At 44.6% G+C, this 24,705-nt stretch carries 16 protein-coding genes; 10 read left to right on the forward strand and 6 right to left on the reverse strand.

Annotated features, from left to right (window positions below; all coding sequences use genetic code 11):
- Positions 1-72 precede the first annotated feature (72 nt).
- The 8 genes from BZA03_RS03820 (at position 73) to rpsO (ending at position 11,314) form a co-directional block, all read left to right on the forward strand.
- Complete coding sequence (locus tag BZA03_RS03820) at positions 73-3,408, forward strand: MHYT domain-containing protein (protein ID WP_110288013.1); 3,336 nt, start codon at positions 73-75, stop codon at positions 3,406-3,408.
- 14 nt (positions 3,409-3,422) lie between these two features.
- The gene (locus BZA03_RS03825; protein ID WP_014976349.1) at positions 3,423-4,424 is read left to right on the forward strand and encodes a two-component system response regulator; all 1,002 of its coding nucleotides are present in this window, start codon (positions 3,423-3,425) and stop codon (positions 4,422-4,424) included.
- Between the two features lie 377 nt (positions 4,425-4,801).
- Positions 4,802-5,260 carry a ribosome maturation factor RimP gene (gene rimP, locus BZA03_RS03830; RefSeq protein WP_014949254.1) on the forward strand — a complete coding sequence of 153 codons (459 nt, stop codon included), beginning with the start codon at positions 4,802-4,804 and terminating at the stop codon, positions 5,258-5,260.
- A gap of 45 nt (positions 5,261-5,305) precedes the next feature.
- Positions 5,306-6,802: a transcription termination factor NusA gene (nusA, locus tag BZA03_RS03835; RefSeq protein ID WP_014949255.1), complete on the forward strand. Its 1,497-nt coding sequence runs from the start codon at positions 5,306-5,308 to the stop codon at positions 6,800-6,802.
- Between the two features lie 24 nt (positions 6,803-6,826).
- Positions 6,827-9,433 (forward strand): translation initiation factor IF-2, encoded by a 2,607-nt coding sequence (infB, locus tag BZA03_RS03840; protein ID WP_014949256.1) that lies wholly within the window; start codon positions 6,827-6,829, stop codon positions 9,431-9,433.
- A gap of 114 nt (positions 9,434-9,547) precedes the next feature.
- The gene (rbfA, locus tag BZA03_RS03845) at positions 9,548-9,949 is read left to right on the forward strand and encodes a 30S ribosome-binding factor RbfA (protein WP_014949257.1); all 402 of its coding nucleotides are present in this window, start codon (positions 9,548-9,550) and stop codon (positions 9,947-9,949) included.
- Complete coding sequence (gene truB / locus BZA03_RS03850; RefSeq protein WP_110288014.1) at positions 9,950-10,924, forward strand: tRNA pseudouridine(55) synthase TruB; 975 nt, start codon at positions 9,950-9,952, stop codon at positions 10,922-10,924.
- A gap of 120 nt (positions 10,925-11,044) precedes the next feature.
- Positions 11,045-11,314: a 30S ribosomal protein S15 gene (gene rpsO / locus BZA03_RS03855; RefSeq protein ID WP_012518257.1), complete on the forward strand. Its 270-nt coding sequence runs from the start codon at positions 11,045-11,047 to the stop codon at positions 11,312-11,314.
- 119 nt (positions 11,315-11,433) lie between these two features.
- Here rpsO and BZA03_RS03860 read toward each other — a convergent pair whose 3' ends face one another.
- The 4 genes from BZA03_RS03860 to BZA03_RS03875 all read right to left on the reverse strand — a co-directional run bounded on the left by BZA03_RS03860 (position 11,434) and on the right by BZA03_RS03875 (position 17,303).
- Entirely contained in the window at positions 11,434-13,791 is a 2,358-nt protein-coding gene (locus BZA03_RS03860) for a diguanylate cyclase domain-containing protein (protein ID WP_258364575.1), read from the reverse strand.
- A gap of 50 nt (positions 13,792-13,841) precedes the next feature.
- Positions 13,842-14,600, reverse strand: a complete 759-nt coding sequence (gene rluF / locus BZA03_RS03865; protein ID WP_014949260.1) for a 23S rRNA pseudouridine(2604) synthase RluF — start codon at positions 14,598-14,600, stop codon at positions 13,842-13,844.
- Between the two features lie 142 nt (positions 14,601-14,742).
- Positions 14,743-15,555, reverse strand: a complete 813-nt coding sequence (locus tag BZA03_RS03870) for a hypothetical protein (RefSeq protein WP_039229603.1) — start codon at positions 15,553-15,555, stop codon at positions 14,743-14,745.
- Between the two features lie 191 nt (positions 15,556-15,746).
- Positions 15,747-17,303 (reverse strand): bifunctional GNAT family N-acetyltransferase/carbon-nitrogen hydrolase family protein, encoded by a 1,557-nt coding sequence (locus tag BZA03_RS03875; RefSeq protein ID WP_014949262.1) that lies wholly within the window; start codon positions 17,301-17,303, stop codon positions 15,747-15,749.
- A 426-nt stretch (positions 17,304-17,729) separates the two neighbouring features.
- Here BZA03_RS03875 and BZA03_RS03880 point away from each other — a divergent pair, with 426 nt between their 5' ends.
- Both BZA03_RS03880 and BZA03_RS03885 read left to right on the forward strand, forming a co-directional pair.
- Positions 17,730-18,401, forward strand: coding sequence for a 2OG-Fe(II) oxygenase (locus BZA03_RS03880; RefSeq protein ID WP_110288016.1), 672 nt, complete (start codon positions 17,730-17,732; stop codon positions 18,399-18,401).
- 209 nt (positions 18,402-18,610) lie between these two features.
- Positions 18,611-20,296 (forward strand): response regulator, encoded by a 1,686-nt coding sequence (locus tag BZA03_RS03885; RefSeq protein WP_039229600.1) that lies wholly within the window; start codon positions 18,611-18,613, stop codon positions 20,294-20,296.
- A gap of 119 nt (positions 20,297-20,415) precedes the next feature.
- Here BZA03_RS03885 and BZA03_RS03890 read toward each other — a convergent pair whose 3' ends face one another.
- Positions 20,416-23,001 carry an ExeM/NucH family extracellular endonuclease gene (locus BZA03_RS03890; RefSeq protein ID WP_110288017.1) on the reverse strand — a complete coding sequence of 862 codons (2,586 nt, stop codon included), beginning with the start codon at positions 22,999-23,001 and terminating at the stop codon, positions 20,416-20,418.
- A 329-nt stretch (positions 23,002-23,330) separates the two neighbouring features.
- Entirely contained in the window at positions 23,331-24,653 is a 1,323-nt protein-coding gene (locus BZA03_RS03895; protein ID WP_110288018.1) for a DUF2252 family protein, read from the reverse strand.
- Positions 24,654-24,705: the final 52 nt, after the last annotated feature.

Genomic DNA, 24,705 nt, shown 5'->3' on the forward strand with positions numbered 1-24,705 from the left:
GTGTAAATGAGTGTGCTAAGTTAACCTCACGCCACCATTGAAAATTAAACTAATAGGTAGTATGGCCGCGTTATGATATCCCGTTTTTTTACTTTTGAAGAACACGCCACCTTAATAGAAGGTGCTTATCATTTTCCTTTGGTTATTCTATCGCTTATGGTGGCTGTATTTGCCTCATTTATGGCGTTTAATGTGGCAGGACAAGCCGCGATCACCGAAGACAAACTTCGACGAAATACCTTATTAGGCACCGGCAGCGTTGCTTTAGGCGGTGGTATTTGGTCTATGCATTTCTTGGGGATGACCGCTTTTGATTTATGTCTGCCCGTTGACTATGATCCTCTGATTACCGGGCTCTCTGCCGTTCCCGGGATTGCCGCTGCTTGGGTGGCGCTTCACCTTTTAACTAAGTCCCGTATTAGCCTCGCTGAAATAATATTAGGTGGTGTACTGGTAGGTGCTGGTATTGGCACTATGCACTACAGTGGTATGGCCGCTATGGAAATGGCACCGCTTCTTCGTTACGACCTTGGTACGTTTGCCCTTTCTATTGTGGTAGCTGTGTGTTTAGCCATGCTGTCGCTGTGGATTAAATTCGGCATTACAGCTGCTACGAAAAGTAAAAAGCTGTTAGGAAAACATGTATTACTTGCAAGTATCGTCATGGGACTGGCTATTTCTGGTATGCACTATACGGGGATGGCGGCAGCAAGATTCGTATTGCCACCAGGAATGGAAACGTCGGGTCAGTCTTCAGATATTGCTGTTTATCTAGCAATTTCGATTGCTATCGTTACGTTAATATTAATTACCATGGTATTAGGCATTAGCCTTCTGTTTAAATATCGCGATGTAATGGTACGCGCCATTGAAAGTGAGCGAATTCAAAGTGCTATTACCGATACCGCCGTCGACGCCATCCTGACCGTTGATGACAAAGGCATCATAAAAACCGCTAACCCCGCTGTTGAGCGCATCTATGGCTATACTCAGCAAGAAATAATCGGTATGCACGCAGCTGAGGTAGTAACTCCTGAAAGACGTCATTTATACGGTGATGACTTTTTCAGTCAGCGAGTAGTACCAACTGAGCAAATTATTGGTACAGGAAGAGAAGTAGAAGTACTTCGCAAAGATGGTGAGCGCATACCAGTGCGCCTAGGTGTCGGCTACACAAAAATTGATGGGAAACCCGTTTTTGTCTCTTTCGCTTCTGATTTACGCAAACGCAAGGAAATGGAAGATGCATTGCGTGAGAGCGAAGCTAAGTTTAGAAGCCTTATCTCTAACATTCCTGGTATGGCTTATCGCTGTTTAAATATGCCAGGGTGGCCCATGGTATTTATTAGTGATGCTGTAATAGAAGTAACCGGATACCCGCCTGAAGATTTTACCTTGCCCAACCCGAAGCGCTCTTTCACCGATCTTTACCATCCTGATGATGTTGAACGCCTATCATCTATTAGTCCTGAGGTGGGCGAATTCTCATATGAATATAGAATTGTCGCGAAATCTGGCGAGGTGAAGTGGGTTATCGAGCATGGAGTGCAGGTTATGGACGATGATGGCATGGTGCTCTATGTAGACGGCTTCATATCTGACATAACACATCGGAAAGTGATGGAGAATGAATTAAAAGCGGCAAAGGAAAAAGCAGAGCAAGCTGCCGCTGCGCGTACCGCATTTCTTGCTAATATGAGTCATGAAATCCGTACGCCTATGAATGCAATAATAGGCTTTAGCGACCTCATGTTAGGAGAAGCCTTACGCGAAGAGCAAAAATCTCACTTAACCACGATAAACCGTTCCGCACGTTCATTGCTCCATCTTCTTAACGACATACTTGATAGCGCGAAGTTAGATAAAGGTAAGCTTGATTTAGATTATCGCGATTTCCTTATTCGCGAAGAGTTGGATTTGGTTATTTCAACATTTTGGTTAGAAGCCAAACGCAAAAAAGTTGGACTTGTACTTAATGTCGATGATTCGGTAGCTAACGGATACAGAGGTGTACCGGAGCGAATGCGACAGGTACTTAATAATCTTATAGGCAACGCCGTTAAATTCACTCACGAGGGTGAAGTGACTATCAATGTCAAAAGTGATGAAAAGTTTGTGTATTTTGACGTGACAGATACCGGCATTGGTATGACGCAAGAGCAAGTAGAAAGAGTATTCGATCCGTTCTCTCAAGCAGATGCATCGATGAGTCGAAAGTACGGCGGCACGGGGCTGGGTACAACTATTTCCAAGCAGTTAGTTGAACTGATGGGCGGCAATATATGTGCAACTAGTGAAAAAGGTAAAGGAACGACCTTTACTTTCAGACTTCCTCTAGAAGTTGTAGAAATTGATGATTACGTATCTAGTGAGCTCTCCTCTAAGGCAGCACGTATTGAAACCTCGTTAACCGTACTGGTTGTTGATGATGTGCAGCAAAACCTTGAGTTGCTTTCGTTGCTGCTAAAACGCGCTGGCCACAGTGTAGAAACGGCAACAGATGGACAGATTGCATTAGATAAAATGCGCGCTAAGTCGTTTGACGTGGTACTGATGGATTTACAGATGCCTAAGTTAGATGGCCTAGAGGCAGCCAAACAGCGTCGAGAGTTTGAAAAAGAAAATAGCTTACCACCTACGCCCATTATTGCGCTGACTGCTAGCGTGTTAGTACAGGACAAACATGCCGCGCAGCAGGCGGGAATGGAAGGGTTCGCCAACAAGCCCGTCGATTTCCCTCAATTGATGGACGAGATTGCTCGCGTGCTTAACCTAGATACGTTTCAGGTCGACTCGGTACCAGACACATTAGAAGTAAATGCTCCAGCATCTGCGCTTAAAGTTGATAAAAACGTGTTGGATTTGAAGAAGGCCATCGATTTATGGGGGAGTGAAGAGGCCGTCCTACAAGAGGTGGATAAATTCTCTACTACCTGCAGGGATAAAGTCGACGACTTAATGGGGGCGGCAATTCGTGAAGACTATAAAGCGGTTGCCACACTTTCACACGGTTTAAAAGGTACATCGGGTAATCTTTGCTTAACCACCTTCTATCATACGACCAGGGAAATTGAAGCTCAGGCTCTAAAATCAGAGGTGAATATTGAAGACGTTAACCGTCTTCGTGATGCCTTAGATAAAATCGAGTTGATGCTTAGCGAATCGCCACTGTATGCCGAAAATGCCATTAATGAAAGTATCGATAATGCATTGCTGCTGAGTCATTTGGAGGCTATGCTCGATAGTGTAGAGCAAAACATGGTAGATGAAGATGAATTGTCATTTTTACGCGAAGTTGGGTGTTCTAGTCACAAAGAACAAATAACTCAAATTCTCTTAGATATCGATGATTTTGAGTTCGAGTTGGCGCATGAGCGCATCTCTACATTGATACAAGAATTAAAGTAGCCAAGAGACGCGGCATGTTAAACATTGAAATCACAAAACCTACTTTATTACTCGTTGACGATGAGCCAGTAAACCTAAGGGTTTTAAAGCAACTTCTCGCTAATGATTATCAGCTTATTTTTGCAAGAAATGGCGAAGAAGCGTTAAAGCTCACTGAGACTAGACAGCCAAATTTGATATTGCTTGACGTTATGATGCCAGGACTGACGGGTTTTGAAGTATGCCGCCAGCTCAAACAGCAAGCAGATACAAGACACATTCCCGTTATATTCGTCACCGCCTTAAATGATGAACACGAAGAAACGGAAGGCTTCGAAGCGGGCGCTGTGGACTACATTACTAAGCCTATATCTCCGGCCATCGTAAAAGCGCGGGTTAAAACCCACCTCAGTTTGGTGCAAGCTGACGAGTTACTTGATAGCCGTTTACAAGTTGTACAGCGTTTAGGTAGAGCGGCGGAATATAAAGACAATGAGACGGGCATGCATGTCATGCGCATGAGCCATTATTCGAAAGAACTTGCGCTTGCCTATGGACTTACAGATAAACAGGCTGAAATTCTGCTTCATGCTGCACCGATGCACGACATCGGCAAAATTGGTATTGCTGATAGTATAATGTTGAAACCAGGGAAGCTGACAGACGAAGAGTTTGCCACCATGAAAAACCACCCTGAGATTGGTGCGGAAATCATTGGTGATTGCGGCGATTCTTTGTTGTTGAAAGTTGCAAAGTCTGTTTCGCTAACCCACCATGAGAAATGGGACGGGTCAGGCTATCCTAAAGGGCTTGCGGGTGAAGATATTCCCATTGAGGGGCGTATTTGCGCCATTGCAGACGTGTTTGATGCCTTAACCAGCAAACGTCCTTATAAAGACGCCTGGAGTATTGAAAAAACGGTAGATTTTCTTCAAAGCCAAAAGGGAAAGCATTTCGAACCCAGACTTGTCGATTTGATGATAGAAATTATGCCTAAAATTCTTGATATTAAAGCGACATTTAAAGACGAAGACTAAGTCTGCTGGACTAAACCGCAATTAAAATACTTTCATGCAGGCCGAATTTTACACAGAAAAAATCGACACCCTCCAGTGTCTGCGCCTATTGGCTGTTGCTTAATGCGACGGCTATACGTATAATGTGATCATTAAGTGATGAGAGCGGGCTCCCTCAGTACAGGAAAGTAACGCACTTATCATTAGCAAGCTATCACCTAACGGTGGTTTTACCCATAGGTTTGCAACTGCCCTTGTTGGCAGGTATGGGTTCAGAATTTTAATAAAAGCCCCGCTAGTCCGGGGCTTTTTGTTGTATTAAAACCTGGAGTCAGCCTCGCTGAGCCGGGTGATGACAGGTGGGCTTTAGGCCCTTTTTTCGTTTTTGGAGGTTTGCATTGGCAAAACTTGAAGAGAAACTAACCGAAATGCTAGAGCCAGGTGTTGAAGCACTGGGTTTTGAGTTGGTTGGGATCGAGTTTGTACGAGCGGGGAAGCATTCTATTCTTCGCGTTTTTATTGATCATGAAAACGGTATTACCGTTGATGATTGTGCAGATGTAAGTCATCAGGTTAGCGCAATTTTGGACGTTGAAGATCCAATTAGCACTGAATACAACTTGGAAGTGTCATCACCGGGTATGGACAGACCGCTTTTCAAAGAGAAGCACTATATCGAGTCTGTGGGTGAAGTGGTTCAAATTCGTTTGTCTATGCCAATGGATGACAGACGTAATTTTAAAGGCAAAGTACTCGCGTGCGAAAATGGCATCGTAAGTATTGAAGTGGATGGCCAGCAGTTCCAGTTAGCTGTGGCGAATATCGAAAAAGGTAACGTTGTTCCCACGTTCGATTAACGGAACAGCTCTGCTTTCATCGACGAAAGCAAAAGAGAGGCGAAAATGAATAAAGAAATTTTGTTAGTGGCGGAAGCCGTTTCAAATGAAAAACAAGTGCCTAGAGAGAAAATTTTTGAAGCGCTAGAGTTTGCGATCGCTAGTGCAACAAAAAAGAAAAACGAAGGCGAAATTGAAGTTCGTGTAAGCATCGACAGAACGTCTGGTGACTTTGATACATTCCGTCGCTGGTTGGTTATCCCTGATGATCAAGAACAGGAAAACCCATTTGCTGAAATTACGATTTCTGCTGCACAAATCGACGAACCAGAGATACAACTCGGCGATTATGTGGAAGAACAGATTGAATCTATTAAATTCGACCGCATAACTACGCAGACCGCAAAGCAAGTGATTGTACAAAAAGTACGTGAAGCTGAGCGTCAGCAAATGATTGCTGAGTACGAAGACAAAGTAGGTGAGCTGGTTACAGGTACGGTTAAGAAAGTAAACCGCGACAACATCATCATCGACTTAGGTAACAACGCTGAAGGTGTTATCTACCGCGATGACATGCTTCCTCGTGAAACTTTCCGTCCGGGCGACCGTGTACGTGGCCTTCTTTACGTTATTCGTCCAGAAGCACGTGGCGCACAGCTATTTATTAGCCGTACGCACCCAGACATGCTAGTTGAGCTTTTCCGTCTGGAAGTACCAGAAATTGCGGAAGAGACACTAGAAATTAAATCTGCAGCGCGTGACCCAGGTTCTCGTGCAAAGATTGCGGTTAAAACTAACGACAAGCGCTTAGACCCGGTTGGTGCGTGTGTTGGTATGCGTGGTTCACGTGTACAAGCCGTATCAGGGGAACTTGGCGGTGAACGTGTTGATATCGTGTTATGGGACGAAAACCCAGCGCAATTCGTTATCAATGCTATGGCTCCCGCCGAAGTGGCGTCAATCGTTGTTGATGAAGACAGCAACAGCATGGACGTAGCGGTTGAAGCAGACAACCTAGCACAGGCAATTGGCCGTAGTGGTCAAAACGTTCGCCTAGCTAGCCAGCTTACAGGCTGGGAACTTAACGTGATGACGGTTGAAGATCTCAACAAGAAGCACGAAGAAGAAAACGCGAAGGTACTTGATCTATTTACTGCTGGTTTGGACATTGACGAAGAATTCGCGTCTGTCTTGGTAGATGAAGGCTTTACAACGTTAGAAGAAGTGGCATACGTGCCTGCAAGTGAGCTTCTAGCGGTTGAAGGGTTAGATGAAGAAATGGTTGAAGAGCTGCGCAACAGAGCGCGCGCTTTCCTAACCACGCGTGCACTGGCGAACGAAGAATCGCTTGAAGGTGCAGAGCCTACAGAAGCCTTATTAAATCTTGAAGGTATGAGTAAACACGTGGCCTATGTGTTGGCCAGCCGCGGTGTTACTGACCTGGAAGAATTAGCAGAACAAGGTACCGATGATATCAGTGATATCGATGAACTAGACGAAGAGAAAGCCGGTGCGTTAATCATGGCGGCTCGTAATATCGTATGGTTCAGTGAAGAAGAGTAAGGTCAACAGGGGGAAAATTACGTAATGGCAGATGTATCTATTGAAAAGCTCGCCAGCGACATTGGTACGACCGTTGACCGATTGGTTGGCCAGTTTAAAGACGCGGGTATCACTAAGAATGCCGGCGATCAGGTAAACGAAGACGAGAAACAAAAACTATTGGATCATTTAAGTAAGCAACACGGCAGCGCAGCTGAACCGACACGTATGACACTTAAGCGTAAGACAACCAGCACGCTAAGTGTTGGTAAGTCTAAAGAAGTGAAAGTAGAAGTACGTAAAAAGCGCACTTACGTTAAGCGTAGCGATGTTGAAGAACAGCAGCGTCAAGCGGAAGAAGAGGCGAAGCGTCTTGAAGAAGAAGCACGTCTGAAGCGCGAAGCGGAAGAAAAAGCAGCAGCTGAAGCGAAAAAAGCCGCTGAAGAGAAAGCACGTAAAGCTGAAGAAGCGAAGAAAGCTGCTGAAGAAGAGCGTGCTCGTCGTGCAGAACAAGCGAAAAAAGAAGCTGAAGCACGTAAGGCCGACGAACCTGAGCTAACTGAAGCTGAAAAAGCGGAAGCTGAAGCGGCTCGTCAGGAAGAAGAACGTCTGCGCAAAGCGCAAGAAGAAGAAGCGCAGAAGAAGCTTGAAGAAGACGCGAAGAAAGCGGCTGATGAAGCGCGCAAACTTGCTGAAGAGAACGAGCGTCGCTGGAAGGAAGAAGAAGAGCGTCGTAAGAAAGAAGAAGCTGAAGAAGTTCACTTGCACTCTAACCGCTATGCTCAAGAAGCTGAAGACGAAGAAGACATGCAGGTTGAGCGTTCATCACGCCGTCGTCGTAAGTCGAAGAAAAATGCGGGTGAGCATCTTAAGCAAGGCTTTAACAAGCCAGCTGCACCTGTAGAGCGTGTAGTTAAGCTTGGCGCAACCATCACAGTTGGCGAACTTGCAAGTAAACTTGCAATTAAGTCTAACGAAGTTATCAAAACGATGATGAAGATGGGCGAAATGGCAACCATTAACCAAGTACTAGACCAAGATACAGCGGTACTAGTAATTGAAGAAATGGGTCATAAGTACGAGCTTGTTAACGACAACGCACTTGAAGATGAGTTGTTGGCAGATGGCACTGGCGGTGAAAAAACCACACGTGCACCTGTTGTAACCATCATGGGTCACGTTGACCACGGTAAAACGTCATTGCTTGACTACATTCGTCGCGCGAAAGTTGCAGACGGTGAAGCCGGTGGTATTACCCAGCACATTGGTGCATATAAAGTAGAAACAGAAAATGGCGAAATCACGTTCCTAGATACACCTGGACACGCCGCATTTACCGCAATGCGTGCTCGTGGTGCTACGGCGACGGATATCGTTATTCTTGTTGTTGCTGCAGATGATGGCGTAATGCCTCAAACGAAAGAAGCGGTACAGCACGCTCGCGCTGCTGGCGTACCTCTTATCGTTGCAGTAAACAAAATGGATAAAGAAACTGCAGACCCTGATCGCGTTAAAACTGAGCTATCTCAACTAGAAGTTATCTCAGAAGAGTGGGGCGGTGAGCACCAGTTCTGTAACGTTTCTGCGAAAACAGGTATGGGCGTAGACGAACTGCTTGAAGCTATCGTTCTACAAGCTGAAGTTCTAGACCTTAAAGCAGTAGCTGAAGGCCCAGGTCGCGGTATTGTTATTGAATCTCGCCTTGATAAAGGCCGTGGTCCAGTAGCATCTGTATTGGTTCAAGAAGGCCAATTACGCGCTGGTGACATTCTACTTTGTGGTGAAGAATACGGCCGTGTTCGTGCAATGCGTGACGAAAACGGTAATGAAATTAAGATTGCTGGTCCTTCTACGCCTGTGGAAGTACTTGGTCTGTCTGGTGTTCCGGTAGCGGGTGAAGACGCAGCCGTTGTTAAAGACGAGCGTAAAGCGCGTGAAGTAGCAGCGAAACGTCATCAGAAGAAACGTGAACTTAAACTTGCTCGTCAGCAGAAAGCGAAACTTGAAAACATGTTTGCGAACATGGAATCAGGTGACGTTAGCGAACTTAACATCGTACTTAAAGCTGACGTACAGGGTTCTGTAGAAGCAATTTCTGAATCACTTGTTAAGCTTTCTACTTCTGAAGTAAAAGTGAACATTGTAGGTAGTGGTGTAGGTGGTATCACTGAGACTGACGCAACCCTTGCGGCTGCATCAGGCGCTATCGTACTAGGCTTTAACGTTCGTGCCGATGCAACAGCGCGTCGCGTACTAGAAGCTGAAGAAATTGATTTACGTTACTACAGCGTTATCTATAACCTAATTGACGAAGTGAAAGCGGCCATGAGTGGTATGCTTGCACCAGAATTCAAGCAGGAAATCATTGGTCTTGCAGAAGTACGTGACGTATTTAAGTCACCGAAACTGGGCGCAATTGCGGGCTGTATGGTTACTGAAGGTAACGTTAAGCGTAGCAACCCAATCCGTGTACTTCGCGACAACGTAGTAATTTACGAAGGTGAACTAGAGTCACTGCGTCGCTTTAAAGATGACGTACAAGAAGTACGTAACGGTATGGAATGTGGTATCGGCGTTAAGAACTACAACGACGTGAAAGTAGGCGACCAAATCGAGGTCTTCGAAATCGTTGAGGTTAAGCGCGAAATTTAACTGCCTTAGTTAATTCGGCATGTGAGAAACGGGGGCCGAGTGCTCCCGTTTTTGTCTGTATACAACAAACAGACCTCGCGCATGCTCAGCGTTAAATAAGGAAAGGAGAGTATAATGGCCCGTGAATTTTCACGTACCGACAGAGTCGCTCAGCAAGTCCATAAAGAAGTGGCGAGCATTCTGCAAAATGAATACAAGCACCGCGTTGGCGACATGCCCTTGATCACGGTTTCTGACGTAGATGTGTCGCGCGACCTAGCACATGCAAAAATCTTTGTGACTATCTACAACAGCACCGAAGAAGAAGGTAAAGCGCAAATTAAACAACTGGCAGAATACAAAAAGTTTATCCGCAGTATTCTAGCTAAACGTATTCGCATGCGCTCAGTGCCTGATCTTCACTTCTTTGAAGATAAGTCGATTGTTGAAGGTATGCGTATCTCTAATCTTGTGTCTCAGACCATCGCAAAAGATGAGTCAAAGCGCGATAAAGACGATCCACAAGAGCAGGAGTAAATGGCAAGACGTCGTAAAGGCCGTGAGATTAACGGCATAGTATTGCTTGATAAACCGCTTGGTGGGTCATCTAACCAACTGCTTCAAAAAGTGCGCTGGCTGTACAAAGCTGCGAAGGCTGGGCATACAGGCGCACTTGATCCACTTGCCAGTGGCATGTTGCCGCTGTGCTTGGGTGAAGCTACGAAGTTTTCTCAGTTTCTTCTGGATGCAGAAAAGACCTACGAGGTAACTGCTCAACTAGGTGTTCGCACCACTACGTCTGACGCCGATGGCGAAGTGGTTGAAGAAAAGCCTGTTGATGTAAGCGAAGAACAAGTACGTGATGCGTGCTTGGCGTTTCTAGGTAAGAGTAAACAAATCCCGTCCATGTTTTCAGCGCTTAAACATCAAGGTAAGCCACTTTATCACTATGCACGTCAAGGTATAGAGATTGAGCGTGAACCCCGCGATATTGAAGTGTATGAATTAGATGTACTGCGTATTGAACTGCCGTTTGTAGAAATGCGCATTAAATGCAGCAAGGGCACTTATATTCGCTCTATCGTAGATGATTTAGGTCAGAACCTTGGCTGTGGCGCCTACGTGACTCGCTTACACCGTACGGAAGTAGCAGACTATCCTACGGATAAAATGGTCTCGCTGGATAAGTTAATTGAAATTCAGGAATCACTGGAAGAAGGTGACTTTAAAGCGCTGGATGACTTATTGATTCCTATGGATACCGCTGTAAGTCGTTTGCCCTTTGTGACCATTAACGACGCTGAAAGAAACCGTTTTGATAACGGCCAATCTGTAAAAGGGATTTGTAGCGAAGCGCTGGGTGAAGGCGTGTCTTACCGCGTTTACCATGGCGACGATACCAGTGGTATTTTCTTAGGCGTAGGGGAAGGGGTTCTTGACCCGAAAGACCAAGGTATCCCTAACCAAGAAGTGTTTGTTAACCCAAAACGTCGAGTTGTTTATCCATTGTAGCTGCGCCGGTAAATAAAGACGGTTTATGGCTTGCTAAGTCTGTAAACGTCATTATAATACGGCGCTCATTCCGCTTTGCTGAATTAGTGATCGGCGAAGCATTAATATTAGGAGAATGATATGTCACTAACTAAAGCAGAAACCGCAAAAATCATTGCTGAGTACGGCGTTAAAGAAGGCGACACTGGTTCACCAGAAGTTCAAGTTGCTTTGCTTACTCACAACATCAACAAGCTTCAAGGTCACTTTGCTGATCACAAGAAAGATCACCACTCACGTCGTGGTCTTCTACGTATGGTTAGCCAACGTCGTAAGCTTCTAGACTACCTTAAAGGCAAGAACGCAGAGCGTTACCTTGACCTTATCAAGCGTCTAGGTCTACGTCGATAAGACTAGGTTTCAAGAAAAGCGCCCAATGGGCGCTTTTTTTGCAACAATGTACAGCAAAGTGCAATACGCCCTAGTACATGTATAAAGCCAGCCAATTAACCTTGTGTTTGTACTACGCGTTAGTTCGACGGTATGTTTTGCTTTTTATCTTCAAACATCCGCTCATCTGCAATGTAAATTAACTCTTCTAGCGTCTTACCTTCTTCTGGATAGCTCGCGTGACCTATGCTAACGCCAACGCTGAACGCGCCTTGTGTGGTAGTAATAGGCTGTGTAAGCTTTTTAGCAAGTCGGGCTTTAAGTGTCTCTACATTGTATTCAGTGCTTAGCTCGGTGATTACTACGATAAACTCATCACCACCAACCCGTGATGCAATATCGTACACGCGACACATGGATTGAAGCCTTTGTGCAAGCTCAACAAGAACTTCGTCACCGATTGTATGGCCGTATTCGTCATTAATGGGCTTAAATCGATTGAGATCCAGATAAAGTAGCGTACACACCTTATTGTTTCTCTCTAATCGAGGAAGCTCATTTCGCATATAGGTAGATAGGGCAAGCCTATTCGCTAAACCTGTTAGCGTATCGCTATTTGCCAGTTTTCTAATTTTCTGTTCTGCTTCGACTTGCTCGGTGATATCAACATTAATACCAAACATCTTGTTGCCTTCAATGCGACCATAACCGCTAACATGACGATATTTGTCGCCAGCGGCTTTCACTCTAAAAATTGCGTTAAATCCTGAGCTATCTTTTATTGATTGCTCTATCTTTTGCTTCACATTGGCAATATCGTCATCGTGAACTGTGTATTCCCAGTCACTAAATTGACCACTAAACCCAGCTTTGGAGACATTGTAGATTTTATGCATCCACTCATCCCAAATGAGCTCGTTAGTAGCGATATCCCACTCCCATACACCTATGTGTGCTGCGTCAGCGGCCATAGACATGCGGCGGTTTAACGTTTTAAGCGTCTGTTGAGCTTCCCGCCATTTTGTTACGTCTTCAGACAGTGCCAATATGTATTGAGGGGTGCCGTAGTTGTCATCAATGACAATCTTTTTGGTCTCAAAAAAGCGCGTCACACCACCTATATTGAGTTTGAATTCGTTAACGATTTGCTTTTCAGAACTTGAAAGTAATTGCTTGTCGTCAGATATAAATTTCTTGGCCTCCGCCTCGTCGAATATATCAAAGTCAGATAGCCCCACAAGTGACGCTTTGTCGGTGCCCAATATTTTACTTCCCGCATCATTTACATGGGTAATCGAAAGGCTGTCGGCACGCTTTACAATCAACATATTGGGCAGTGCGTCAAACACCGTTTGTGCAAAAACTTCTTGGTTCTTGACGTCAGACAAATCTTTTACCGTACACACATATGAAATATGGTTTCCCGGCAGCGAATTAATGCGAAGTGTTAAAGGAAAAACCTTTCCGCTTTTCCGAATACCGTCCAAAGTTAAAGGCACGTTGTGCGCTGCACTATTCTTTGCCGCTTTTTTTAATCCTATCAGGAGTGGCTCATGGGCATGCTCAGAAGGGCTCACAAGCTCGCGTATGTGAATGGTCTGAGGAGAAAAACTGTCGAGACCAAACATGCTTAACGCGACAGGGTTGGCAAATTCAACCATGCCGGCACTGTCGAAAGTCAATACGCCTTCTTGTACTGTATTTAACACCGCGTTATAGCGCTCTAGCAGTAACGTACGTGCTCGCAGCTCGATAAAAATAAGAATAGTAAACGCGAAAAGCATCACCATTAGCATGACCAAATAAGCGAGGTTTTTGGTTTCTGGCTCTTGTAGTATTTGCGTAGAAGGCAGTGCATATACGTGCATAGACAGCATGCCGGTGTAATGCATACCGGAAATAGCGCTGCCCATTATAATGGCGGGAACAATTTGTTTGATTATTCGCAGTTGCGACGTGGTGACATATTCATGGGTTTTTAAAGCAATACCTGCTAGACCGACGGCAACCACAATAGACAAAGAGAAGTACCAGCCATCGTACGCCATGATGGCATTCATCTGCATTGCCATCATGCCGATGTAGTGCATGCTGCCAATGCCAAGCCCCATATACAAACTGCGAAGCAAAAGCGAGTTAGCTTTATGAGGCAGTTTACTCATCACAACAATACTCGCAAGAATCGCGGGTAACACAGAGAGTAGGGTTATGAAAGGGTCGTACGAAACCTCAAGAGGGAGCTGATAGGCAAGCATCCCAACAAAATGCATCGCCCAAATGCCAAAACCAAGAAAGCACGCTGATGCCAGCGACCAAAATGCTCGCTCATTTTGTAACTCTGTTTGCGACATCTTCGCAGAAAGAACGAAAGAGATAAGGGAAGCAGATATCGCAATAACAACAGAAGCCACCACGAAAAATACATCGTAGTTAGCCAATATTTCAGCACTAGGGGGAAAATCCTTTACCGAAAAAAAATGATAATGTCCGTTTTTCAAAATCTTAAATTGTCTTATCAATAAACTACTACTAAATGTAGTAGTTTCATTTATTTACGCAACTCAACTTTGCTCGCTGTTTTTGTAGAAGAGCGAACTGCATTTTGCATAATAGTTAGTTCACGGCTTGTTAGGTTACGCCACTGGCCAGGTTTTAGTGAGCCGAGTTCAAGGTGCATGATTCGGGTTCGTTTTAGTTTGGTGACCTCGTACCCTAAAAACTCACACATTCTGCGGATTTGTCGATTAAGACCCTGAGTTAGAATAATGGTAAATGTATTTTTGCCCGTGGGTTTAACTACACAAGGCTTCGTCACCGTCCCTAAAATTGGTACTCCCCGAGACATACGGTTGACGAAGCGCTCACTGATTGGTTGGTTAACCGTAACTTCGTATTCTTTGTCATGAGCATTTTCAGCGCGCAGGATCTTGTTCACGATGTCCCCATCGCTGGTTAAAATGATTAAGCCTTCCGATGGTTTATCTAACCTTCCTACGGGGAAAATACGTTCCTTGTGACCGATAGCGTCAATAATGTTGCCTTTGACATGACGCTCAGTCGTACAGGTGATACCAATGGGTTTGTTATAGACAATATATACGCGATCTGACTTGTCTGAGGCAACGGCACCTACAACTTTACCGTCTACCTTTACAGTGTCACCAGGCCCCACTTTCGTACCCAGTTCAGGTGGTTGGTTATTAACGGTAACGCGATTTTGCTCAATGAGTTTATCCGCTTCACGGCGAGAACACAGGCCAGTGTCGCTAATATATTTATTTAAACGTTTGGGCGCTTGCTCACTCATTGCGCATTAGGTCCTATAGATTTCAAAAGAGGGCAATATTATCACGGCAAAAAGAAAGGGGCGATTCGCCCCTTTCTTTTTTATGCGTTAAACCGTGGTTTTTATTCTCGGTTGTATACTATTGCAACAGATTTAATCTGGTTTACTGGTTACCTGCAGCTGAAGGAGCCGAACCACTTCCACCCGTTGAACCACCGCTAGATACTACTTTGGTTGCTATATCGCGAATTTCGTTTTCCAAACTGGTAATGCGGCCAGATAAGGTCGTATTGCGTTGCTCTAACACAGACAGTTTGTCGGTTAAATTACGTACGCTTTGCTGAGCGCTTTGTTTATCGCTTGCTGCTTGCTCAAGTTGAACATTAACAGCGAGCAGTTCATCAGCTAACGAAGCAAGTTGATTCTTAACCGAGCCAATGGCCGCTGCTTGCGATTTTACATTTTCTGAAACTGAGTTGATGTTCTTATTCAAGGCGTTTTGAACGTTACCTACGCGGTCGCCAAGATCAGCAATCTCTTGTTGATTACGACGCCAAGCTGACGCCCACAACTTATCCATTTGTTCCCAAAGCTCGTTTGTCTTGTTGGTTAGCTCAGTAACTTTAACTTGCAGGGCAACAGTAGATTCACCAATTTCTTCACCTGTAGCAGATAACTTGTTTTCTAACTGTAATATGCGCTGCTCCGCTTGCTCAGCAACCACTTTTTGTTGCTCAAGCATGGTGTACAGGTAATAGCAACCACCACAGGCGGCTAAGGCGATGACGGCAACGAATACAACCCAGATTCCATTACCGTTTCCACCACCAGAGGGTTGGCGGTTTGCTGATGGGGCAGATGAAGGTGGAGGCGTTGCTTTTGTTGGCGCCGCCTGACGTTTTGTTTGGTAATCACGACGGTCTTCTTCATCCAATCTAATGGTTGGAAACTCATCGTTTTTCGAATTATTTGCCATAGTAAATTTTTAATCTCGTTATGTAGTACTATCTTCGTCGCATTTAGATGCTTTAACTCAATAAGAAGACAGCACATTTATATTTGCGCGCTAAAGCATGTTATCGCTAAATTAAAGGAAATTCTACGGCTTATGCTCAATGTCAATTATACATAAGCCATAAAATCCGAGAATTTCCTTAAAGCGTAGCGCTACTGCTTATCGCCGATCCATTCAACGCGATACAAATCTCGTCTTCTATCAAGATAATTCCGCACAGAGCCTTCATTTTGAAGCTTAGTGAGTTTATCCAAATCCAAATCAACAATGAGCGTCATTTCTGTGTTTGGCGTGGTCTCAGAGACAATTGCGTCATGTGGGAACGCGAAATCACTTGGCGAGAAAACCGCGGTTTGCCCATATTGAATATCTACGTTGTCCACTTTGGGTAAGTTACCTACGCTACCTGCAATTGCCACGTAGCATTCGTTTTCAATAGCGCGGGCCTGCGCACAGCGTCGCACGCGCAAATAACCGTTTTTGGTATCTGTCCAGAAGGGGACAAACAAAATTTGCATTTCCTGATCGGCAAGAATACGTGCAAGCTCTGGAAACTCAACGTCATAGCAGATCAAAACGCCGATTTTGCCGAAGTCGGTATCAAATGTCTTAAGGCTGTTTCCGCCTTTCATTATCCAATCTTCTTTTTCGTGAGGTGTTGGATGAAGCTTATACTGGCTTTCAATCGTACCGTCGCGTTTGCAAATGTAGCTGACGTTATAGAGCTCTTCCTCTTCTACCACAGGCATAGAACCTGCGATAATCGTAATATTGTACGATACGGCCAAATGAGACACGGCAGTTAAAATCTCATCGGTATAGGTCGCTAAATGCCAAATTGCATCAATTGATGAATCTGACGGGCTCAGGCCCATTAATGGCGCGTTGAAAAACTCGGGGAACAGGGCAACGTCGCAAGAATAGTCAGACAAGGCATCGACGAAGTACTCTACTTGTTGTAAAAGCTCTTCTACATTATTGAAGTAACGCATTTGCCATTGAATACATCCGATTCGTGCGCTGGTCTTCCTGCTGGCGATGAGGGAAGGCGTGCCCGGTTCATAATAAATATTGTGCCACTGAAGTAGCGTCGCATAACCCTGTGAGGCTTCATCCTCTGGAAGGTAAGCCGACATGACTTGCTTGACTTCAAATCCATTTGAAAGTTGAAAAGTTAAAATGGGGTCGTAGATGTCTTTGAGCTTTACTTGCTCAATGTATTCATAAGGCGACAGCTCATGCGCATGGTTCTTATAGTTCGGGATTCGACCGCCCGCCATGATGGATTTTAGATTCAAATTACGACAGAGCTCTTTACGCGCTTCGTAGAGACGACGACCAAGGCGTAGACCTCGATACTCGGGTGAAACAATTACCTCAACACCATAAAGCACATCACCGTTAGGATCGTGTGTGGTCAAATAAGCATCACCCGTAATTTCATCGTAGCTGTGTTTATCCCCAAACTGGTCATAATCTACAATCACTGATATGGCGAAAGCGACCACTTTGCCTTTATCTTCAATACATATTTGCCCATCGGGAAATGTAGTAACTTGGGCTTTATAGTTAGAGTAAGGCCATGCGCCTCCAACGTTGGCGTATACCTCATCCATTAACGCTTTAACATCGTTGTAGTCGTCCAGCCTCAAGTTTCTTAAGTCTAGATGATGTTCCGTTTCTTCTATTTGTGTTTGATCTTGACTCATGGGTTACTCTTTTTGCTAAAAATTTTAATACGTACATTGCGTATATCTTTACTAAACCGCCTTGCCATGCGTTTTTCAACTGTTAATTACAATCCGTATGTGCAGACGTAATGGCAACGGAAATAAGGGCAGAAGAAAAGTCTCTCAATCAACCCTCTTAAAATATACGCCTCGGTTTACTTATTGATTTAGTTTACCTTTACCGTCATTTGTTCACTTTAAAATTGATAATAAATAAGCAAGAAGCGTGCGACTTCTTAACGACAAATAATTTTTCTTTTATCGATAAAAAAATAGCGCGGAAAATGCGTGGTGATGCAATTGCTATAGGATTCAACCCCGCGTATAAGTTCGCTAGTTTTTTAACGTACACAACCCGCTCCTAACTTCACGATTAGTTAACCGCTCAAAGGTAGAAATGCTCTGATGAATAGAGAACAACTTGCGTCGTATCAGCCTCTTCACGTTTTCGATGAAGCCATATTTGAAAATATCGTCGATGACTTAGTCACGAAAGGCTTTTCTATTCAAGAGCATGGTTTACCTGATTTCATTACACAAGCACTTTTGGCCTGCCAGCGTTCAATCTCTGAAGCTGAGTATCAAGCGGCAGGTATTGGTCGCGCAGAGAATTATCAAAAAGCTGAAAAAGTTAGAGGGGACGAGATTTGCTGGATTACAGGTTCATCTAGCGAAGGCGCTTTGTGGCTTTCATGGTGTGAAGCCATGCAGCAATATGTAAATCGTTCGCTTTTTATGGGGCTTTTTTCTTTTGAAAGTCATTTTGCCTGCTATGAGCCGGGTAAATTTTACAAACGCCATGTAGATGCGTTTAAAGGTCAGGGCAATCGCGTGTTGTCTTTAGTCGCCTATTTGAATGACGACTGGACTTCAGATGATGGGGGAGAACTCGTGCTCTACGCTGATGAAAGTGATCTAATTGGAACAAGGGTGCTGCCAACGAAAGGTACTTTCGTTGTCTTTTTGAGCGAGCAATTCCCTCATGAAGTATTACCTGCTGCCCGCAGCCGTCACTCGGTTGCAGGTTGGTTTAGGGTTAACGGAAGCGTTAACGACGCGATTGATCCGCCTCGATAAAAGCACTAATCACGTTGTGAAACGCACGTGTATCTAAAAACCAAGACTTATGTATAATAAGTTTAGGCTGTATGCGCGCTATTATTAAAAAAACTGGTTTGAATTATGGGCCAGCTCCTCTCGCGCACAGCTCGCGCAACATTGTGCCGTCGCAATAGCAAGTATTCTATTACGACGCTTAGGGAAAAGACGTTAGAAGTGATTGGTAAATGCTGGAAAAAATACCTGCCCCAACCCCAAGAGAAGAATTACATGTGCTGGTTATCGATAACCAGGGGCTTGTACATGATGTAGTGTCATCAGCTTTGCATGAAATTGGAATAAAAAACGTAAGCAGTGCTTTTAATGCCTTTCACGCGAAAAGGTTGTGTGCTGCAAGACAATACGACTTTGTTTTACTGGCGTTTAACGTCAGTCACGACAAGGATGGCTTTCACCTTTTTGAAGAATTAAAGCACCTCAATCACATCAACGACACCACCACGGTCATTTTTCTCAGTGCAGAGACATCGCCTGAATTGGTTAATTGTATTGTTGAATTGCAACCGGATGACTTTTGGGTCAAACCTCTTCAGCGCAACAAAATTGAGCTGCGTTTGGAATACCTTATCCAAATAAGGTTAAAGCTACATAAAATGCTTCATTGTATGCAGGTCGGGGACTATTCCACCGCTATGTACTATGCAGAGCGCCAGTTAAAAGATCCTTCGCTATCGGAGTATCACACCAGAATTAAACGCTTAATTGGTGATTGCTTATTGCAGCTTCGCGATTATCAAACTGCGGAAGACTACTTTAGAAGCTTATTGCAGAGCATGGATCATGCGTGGGTTCACATTGGTTTAACCCGGTCGTTGCTTCGACAAGATGAATTAGAAGAAGCCCAGCTACTGGTTGATGACTTATTGCAGCGCCACGACACGCGATTCTTAACCTTTGACTTGCTTGCTCAGTATTTTATTGAGAAAGAGCAGTTCGATATTGCCTACGAACAAATGAAAGAGGCGAGTAGGCTAGCACCTCGCAATATTGAGCGTAACAAACGGTTATGGGACCTTGCTCGATTGAACCACGATAAGGCAGGACAACTTTCAGCCGTTCAAAATATGGCAAAGTTTGCTAAAAATTCTATCCATGACTCACCTCAGCTAACGCTCAATGTTATTCGTTCAACCATTGATTTAGCCACAAGCCTTGGCAGTACAGAAGGCGAACGCTATATGAAACGCGCAGAATCTGAACTGGAAGAATTGAAACAACAAAAGGGCATGCAGTCTCAGCTCGGCGAGCAGATTGACGTCGTAAAAGCGCGTGTCTTGTGCTTGCGAGACGACAAAAAAGGGGCTGAAAAGTTGATGAAGGATCGTTCGGCATCTACCGACGGACTCTCGATGGAAGATAGCCTCGATAAAATGAAAGCATTTCACGAGTTAGGAATGCGTGAACACTGTGTGAGTATTTTAGATAAGCTTAGAAAGCAAATTGAAGGGGACACGTTTACTTCTCAAGTGGTAAATGAATACCTGAATCAAGAGTCGATTGAACGTACTGAAATTCAATTTACCACAAAAGAGCTTAAGCAAATGGCTGCGGTTAACTACAAAGAGAATCGGTTGTCGCCAGCCTTCAACAATTTACGCCAGGCACTAACACTGTCCCCTAAAGACAAACAAGTTGCACTGAGCTTGTTAAAAGTTATTACTCAAATCCACTTAGGGGATAATTTAACAGACGAGCAGATGGAAGCGGCCCATAAAGCGGCGAAGCTTCTTTTAAGTAGTGACTTGTCGCCAACCCAGGCTGAAAAGCGCGATCAGTATATAAGCCGAATCGGCATTGAGGTGGATGACAGTAACGCTGCTGACTTAGTTGGTGTGGTGGCTGTTAAAGCATAACGGTTACTACACAGACTGTTATTGAAAAGAGTACCAATAAAAAAGCTGCCTCCATTGAGGCAGCTTTTTTTATGTGAATGAAGCACACCCGTTAAGCGTGTACTTCATTCTTTCACTTTTTACTTCTTAACAGTAGTCGAACGACGACGAAAGCCAATCGCTGCAGCTAGCAGGGCAAGAATTCCTCCCATTGCTCCACCTGAGCTATCATTGTTTTCTTCTTCTTCCTCTTCAACTACGTCTGCTTGTAGGTCAAAGGTTGCGATGAATGGGTCGTGATCTGAGCTTCTAAATGGACCAACATCAGTAAAGGCGTAACCGTCTTCATCTGGGTAATAACGAAGCGCTTGATCGTACTGCAACTGGTAAGCTTCAACTGAGTTGATGTTCCAGTGAGCACCGTCAATGGCGTCTTCAAGCATGGCTTCACTTGCTAGTACGTGATCTAAACTACCCACCTGTTCAGTTCCGTAGAACCAATATGAGAAGCCTTCTGCATCAAACTCTTCAGCCAAGTTGTGATAGCCGAAGCTAGACTCTACGTCCACTGACGAGCCTTCATCCATACCTGTATTGACCGCAGTCGTAATAGTGTATCCACGAGACTCAGGTGTGTAATCGGTAAGTACAGCTACTGGATCTTCAGCGCTATACGCGTTTAAGTCGCCTAAGATAACCTTGCGCTCAGGCAGGCTCTCATCACTTAGCGCGTTGCCTAATGTGATAGCTGCCGATACACGAAGTGCGTTACAGCTACCCTGAATCGTGGTGATTTCAGACGGCGCTTCTGCCACATCTTCTGCACACTGTGAACCTTTTGATTTAAAGTGATTCACGGCAACAAGGAACGATTTGCTGCTTTCAGTGTGTACAAACGATTGAAGAAGGCTTGGGCGCATGCGTGCCAGGCTATCTTCATCAATTTGTTGCTCTGGCATAGCAACTACCATGGCATCATTTTCTGGCGTCACTACTGTAGCTTTGTATAACAAGCCTACAGTAATCGCATCCGTACCAATTTCACTACCATCACTGGTTGCGATGAATGAGTATTGCTCGGTTTCACCAAGTTCGGCGTTTATAGCATTAACTAGAGATTGGATAGCACTATCTTCGCCAAAACCATCGTTTTCGATTTCCATCAAACCGACAACGTCTGCGTTAAGGTTAACGATAGCTTCAACGATACGACCCTCTTGCAATTCAAACGCCACTTCATCGTCTGCGCCGCGGTTTTCGTCATAATCGAAAGTTACGTCGCCATTTGCATCTACTTCACCATTAAAGTAGTTAAGCACGTTGAACGTAGCAATAGATAGGTTGCCTTCTGTAACCACTGGGTTTGCTTCGCGAGAAGACGTTACTTCGATAACGTCGCTTGGATTAATTCTGTAAGTGCCAAAACTGTAGTTTAGTGGGCCAGCAGCAGAAACCGAATCACCAATGCGAATAGCATTAGCGTAGCTGAAAGTAGGGTAGTAATTAAGAGCGTCTGGGTACTGCGAGCTGCTGTTATCTTCGATTGTAAGAAGGCTTGTCTCGCTCGCTTCTTCTGCCGCAGTATATGCTTCTGACAGAGGCGCAGCTACGTCGCTTGGTTGGCGTTTAATTGTATCGCTAACAACGATTTCACCAAAACGCCACAGGTTGTTTGTACTCGTCACTGTTGCATCAGTCACGCTAACAACCATACCTTCAACGGTTTCAAGGTCAAGTTCGTACGGCATAGAAAGTTCTACCGCTGCTACAGCATCCGCTGTACCACAATCAAGTGCAGCCACATCACTATCCATAGCAAGTGTGGTCATACCGTAGTTTTCTTCTACTTCACCGTAAAGGCGAACCAGGTTACCTGTTTCAACGTCAACAGAACCTTCTACAAATAAGCCTTCAGACGTGGCGTCGTCAGCGTCGTAATCAGACGCTTCTTCTTGGACAAAGAAGCCGCCAGCACGTGTGCCAGTTACAATAGCTTCAATTATAACGTTATTGCCAACTTCAGCAGAGCTGCTTTCACTGCCCTGTATAGCACTAATAAGTGTCGCGTCTGCACCGCAAATACCTAGCTCAACAGCAGGCTCTTCTGGAACTTCTACAACGTCACCGCCACCTTCAGTGGTAAATGTACCCGCTGGAAACGGCGTTGCAGCGTCAGTGTTAGTGGTCGAGCCATCAAGCGCGTCAACACCACTGTAAGTCCAGTTAGATGCTTCGAAACTGCCGCCATTTGCTGTTTGACCTGACGTCCGGTATGCCCAACCGTCTAGGTACTCCCACGTGGTGCCACTACCGTCGGTGTTGATATCGCCAAACGTGTCAATAACGCTGCCATCTTTAAAAAGCTCAATAGCGTCGTCACCATTAATACCCATTGATGAAGTATCGTAGTCTGGTGCAGAACCGAAAAACGCAGTAAATCCATCAATTTCTGATGCTACGTAGATATAAGTACCAGCGCTTGCAGACGCACCAGCTGGAAACGTAAACTCTTCGCCATCAGTACCGCCGCCGTTGTTTGCAGTTCCAAGGGCATAGGTAGATAAATCTGCTATGTCATTGACTACGAAAAGTTCAACTGCTTTTGGAACACCACCGCTTAACGGTCCATCGATAACACCACTAATGACTAAATCGTTAGCTTGGATGGCGGTTGAAGAAAGTGCAGAAATGATTCCTGCAGATAGTAAAGTTAATGATGTTTTCACGTCATTTTCCCTTTGTAGTTTTCATTATTTTTAATTCACATAATTACTGTTTCTGCTTTTGCCGAAATAGAAAAAACAGAGTGATATGTGAAGCGCAATTTTCTTATTGCTTGAACTACACTAAGGGCATTTGTAATGGATAGGAATGACTTAACCTTATTCAAGCTGTTTTTAAAATATTGCTTAAATATCATGATCTTATCATCTACAGGTAAGTTTACTCATACCTTTAACTCTTAACCAAAAGCTAATATAGGTGTTAAGTAATGCTAACGACATGTCTATGACAACTGTTCGCCTGGTAAAAAATACGCTTTTTATTGATATCTTTATTTCAGCGCACGAGTGAACAGCGCATGATCATCAACTACTTGTTCTGTATAAAGATTTGCTATTTTTACGAGCAGGCTTTTTACTTGAGAAAAAGATGTTGATGCTGACGACGCGAATCGTGTACTTCTTCTATCGCCTCGGCAGTGAGCTAGCGCAAGGCTATATCCGCACAATTCGGCAAAATACTCAAAGCCACCATTTATCGCTTTATTTCCCATTGCAATATCTTGTGGGTCGATTCCCACTTTAGCGTGATGTCGGGAGCGAACCAGGTAATGCGCATTTTCAAACTTAACTTCATCAAGCACTAAGTCGGGTTTTCTTTGCATTCTTCGTTGGCATCGAGCTGTAAGGTGTGCCGCATTTAGGCGATTAACCGGGTTAAAATCTGGAAAATAATAAATAGGCGCCGCAACACGTTGTTGCTTAACCTCTACAATATGACAATGCGCAAAGCTTGCTGAATTATGTGGTTTTGCTGGTCCTACTAAAAAGTAGTAGCGCGCCATATTTACCGACCCGGTGCCCGCGTCCAGGCGTTTCACTATATCGACTACCGCATCGTCCATGTAGGGAGCAAAAGCTTCTAGTAGCGTGGCGTATTCTTGTGGGCTTAGGGTAGAAAATTTCTCACTGTTGGCCCTAAACCCCAAGGTCTTGCCATCAAAATGAACGGCTTTAGCCAGCGCACTTTTAACCGTGAAGTCTTCTCCTCCTGCGCTGCGAGCTTTGGCTTTTTTATATAGTTTGGTCAGCTTGCTTGGCACGGCATCTGGGCAGTAGTCTACGGCTTCATTAATCACCATGGCGTTTTCTACTACTTGGCTACAGGTTTCTACATAACGCTCAATAAATGCGTATTGCGCATTAATAACCTGCTGGTGGCTGACAACAGGTTTAGTGATGTCGATGCTATCGCACGCATACTTTCCATCAACGGCGCCTAGGCAATGTATCTGGGCAAGGTGCAATGAAGTGAGATAACGAAGCACATCCCAATGTGCTTTGCCGACACACGCATCATCAAAGTCGTTGGGTGAGAAGATCACTGTATCTCCGTGAGAGCCTTCTTCTGTGAGAAAGCCAAAATTGGAAGTATGACAGTCTCCCATCACGCTGGTGAGGGGAACTGTCTCGCATTCTTTAGGAAAATTGATAAGGCCAGCTTTTATGTCAGCGTAAAACAGCTGCGCACTGCCTCTGTAGAAAACAAAGGGGCTGGCCTCCATTTTTGCATGCTTTGCCAAAGTGCGAGATGGCGCGTGTCCATCGATTAGCATTATTTCGTGGGAGATGCGCTGTAGTCGGGAATGGGTCATAGTTTTCTCATTCAGCAGAATTTAGCCGGTGAAACCGTATTGCAAAACAATC

This window comes from Alteromonas sp. I10, from assembly GCF_003201515.1.
Classification (GTDB): domain Bacteria; phylum Pseudomonadota; class Gammaproteobacteria; order Enterobacterales; family Alteromonadaceae; genus Alteromonas; species Alteromonas macleodii.

Excerpts from the sequence above, each read along its gene's own strand:
- BZA03_RS03820 (WP_110288013.1), top strand. The coding sequence starts at position 73 with ATGATATCCCGTTTTTTTACTTTTGAAGAACACGCCACCTTAATAGAA.
- BZA03_RS03825 (WP_014976349.1), top strand. The coding sequence starts at position 3,423 with ATGTTAAACATTGAAATCACAAAACCTACTTTATTACTCGTTGACGAT.
- nusA (WP_014949255.1), top strand. The coding sequence starts at position 5,306 with ATGAATAAAGAAATTTTGTTAGTGGCGGAAGCCGTTTCAAATGAAAAA.
- infB (WP_014949256.1), top strand. The coding sequence starts at position 6,827 with ATGGCAGATGTATCTATTGAAAAGCTCGCCAGCGACATTGGTACGACC.
- rbfA (WP_014949257.1), top strand. The coding sequence starts at position 9,548 with ATGGCCCGTGAATTTTCACGTACCGACAGAGTCGCTCAGCAAGTCCAT.
- truB (WP_110288014.1), top strand. The coding sequence starts at position 9,950 with ATGGCAAGACGTCGTAAAGGCCGTGAGATTAACGGCATAGTATTGCTT.
- rpsO (WP_012518257.1), top strand. The coding sequence starts at position 11,045 with ATGTCACTAACTAAAGCAGAAACCGCAAAAATCATTGCTGAGTACGGC.
- rluF (WP_014949260.1), bottom strand. The coding sequence starts at position 14,600 with ATGAGTGAGCAAGCGCCCAAACGTTTAAATAAATATATTAGCGACACT.
- BZA03_RS03870 (WP_039229603.1), bottom strand. The coding sequence starts at position 15,555 with ATGGCAAATAATTCGAAAAACGATGAGTTTCCAACCATTAGATTGGAT.
- BZA03_RS03875 (WP_014949262.1), bottom strand. The coding sequence starts at position 17,303 with ATGAGTCAAGATCAAACACAAATAGAAGAAACGGAACATCATCTAGAC.
- BZA03_RS03880 (WP_110288016.1), top strand. The coding sequence starts at position 17,730 with ATGAATAGAGAACAACTTGCGTCGTATCAGCCTCTTCACGTTTTCGAT.
- BZA03_RS03885 (WP_039229600.1), top strand. The coding sequence starts at position 18,611 with ATGCTGGAAAAAATACCTGCCCCAACCCCAAGAGAAGAATTACATGTG.
- BZA03_RS03895 (WP_110288018.1), bottom strand. The coding sequence starts at position 24,653 with ATGACCCATTCCCGACTACAGCGCATCTCCCACGAAATAATGCTAATC.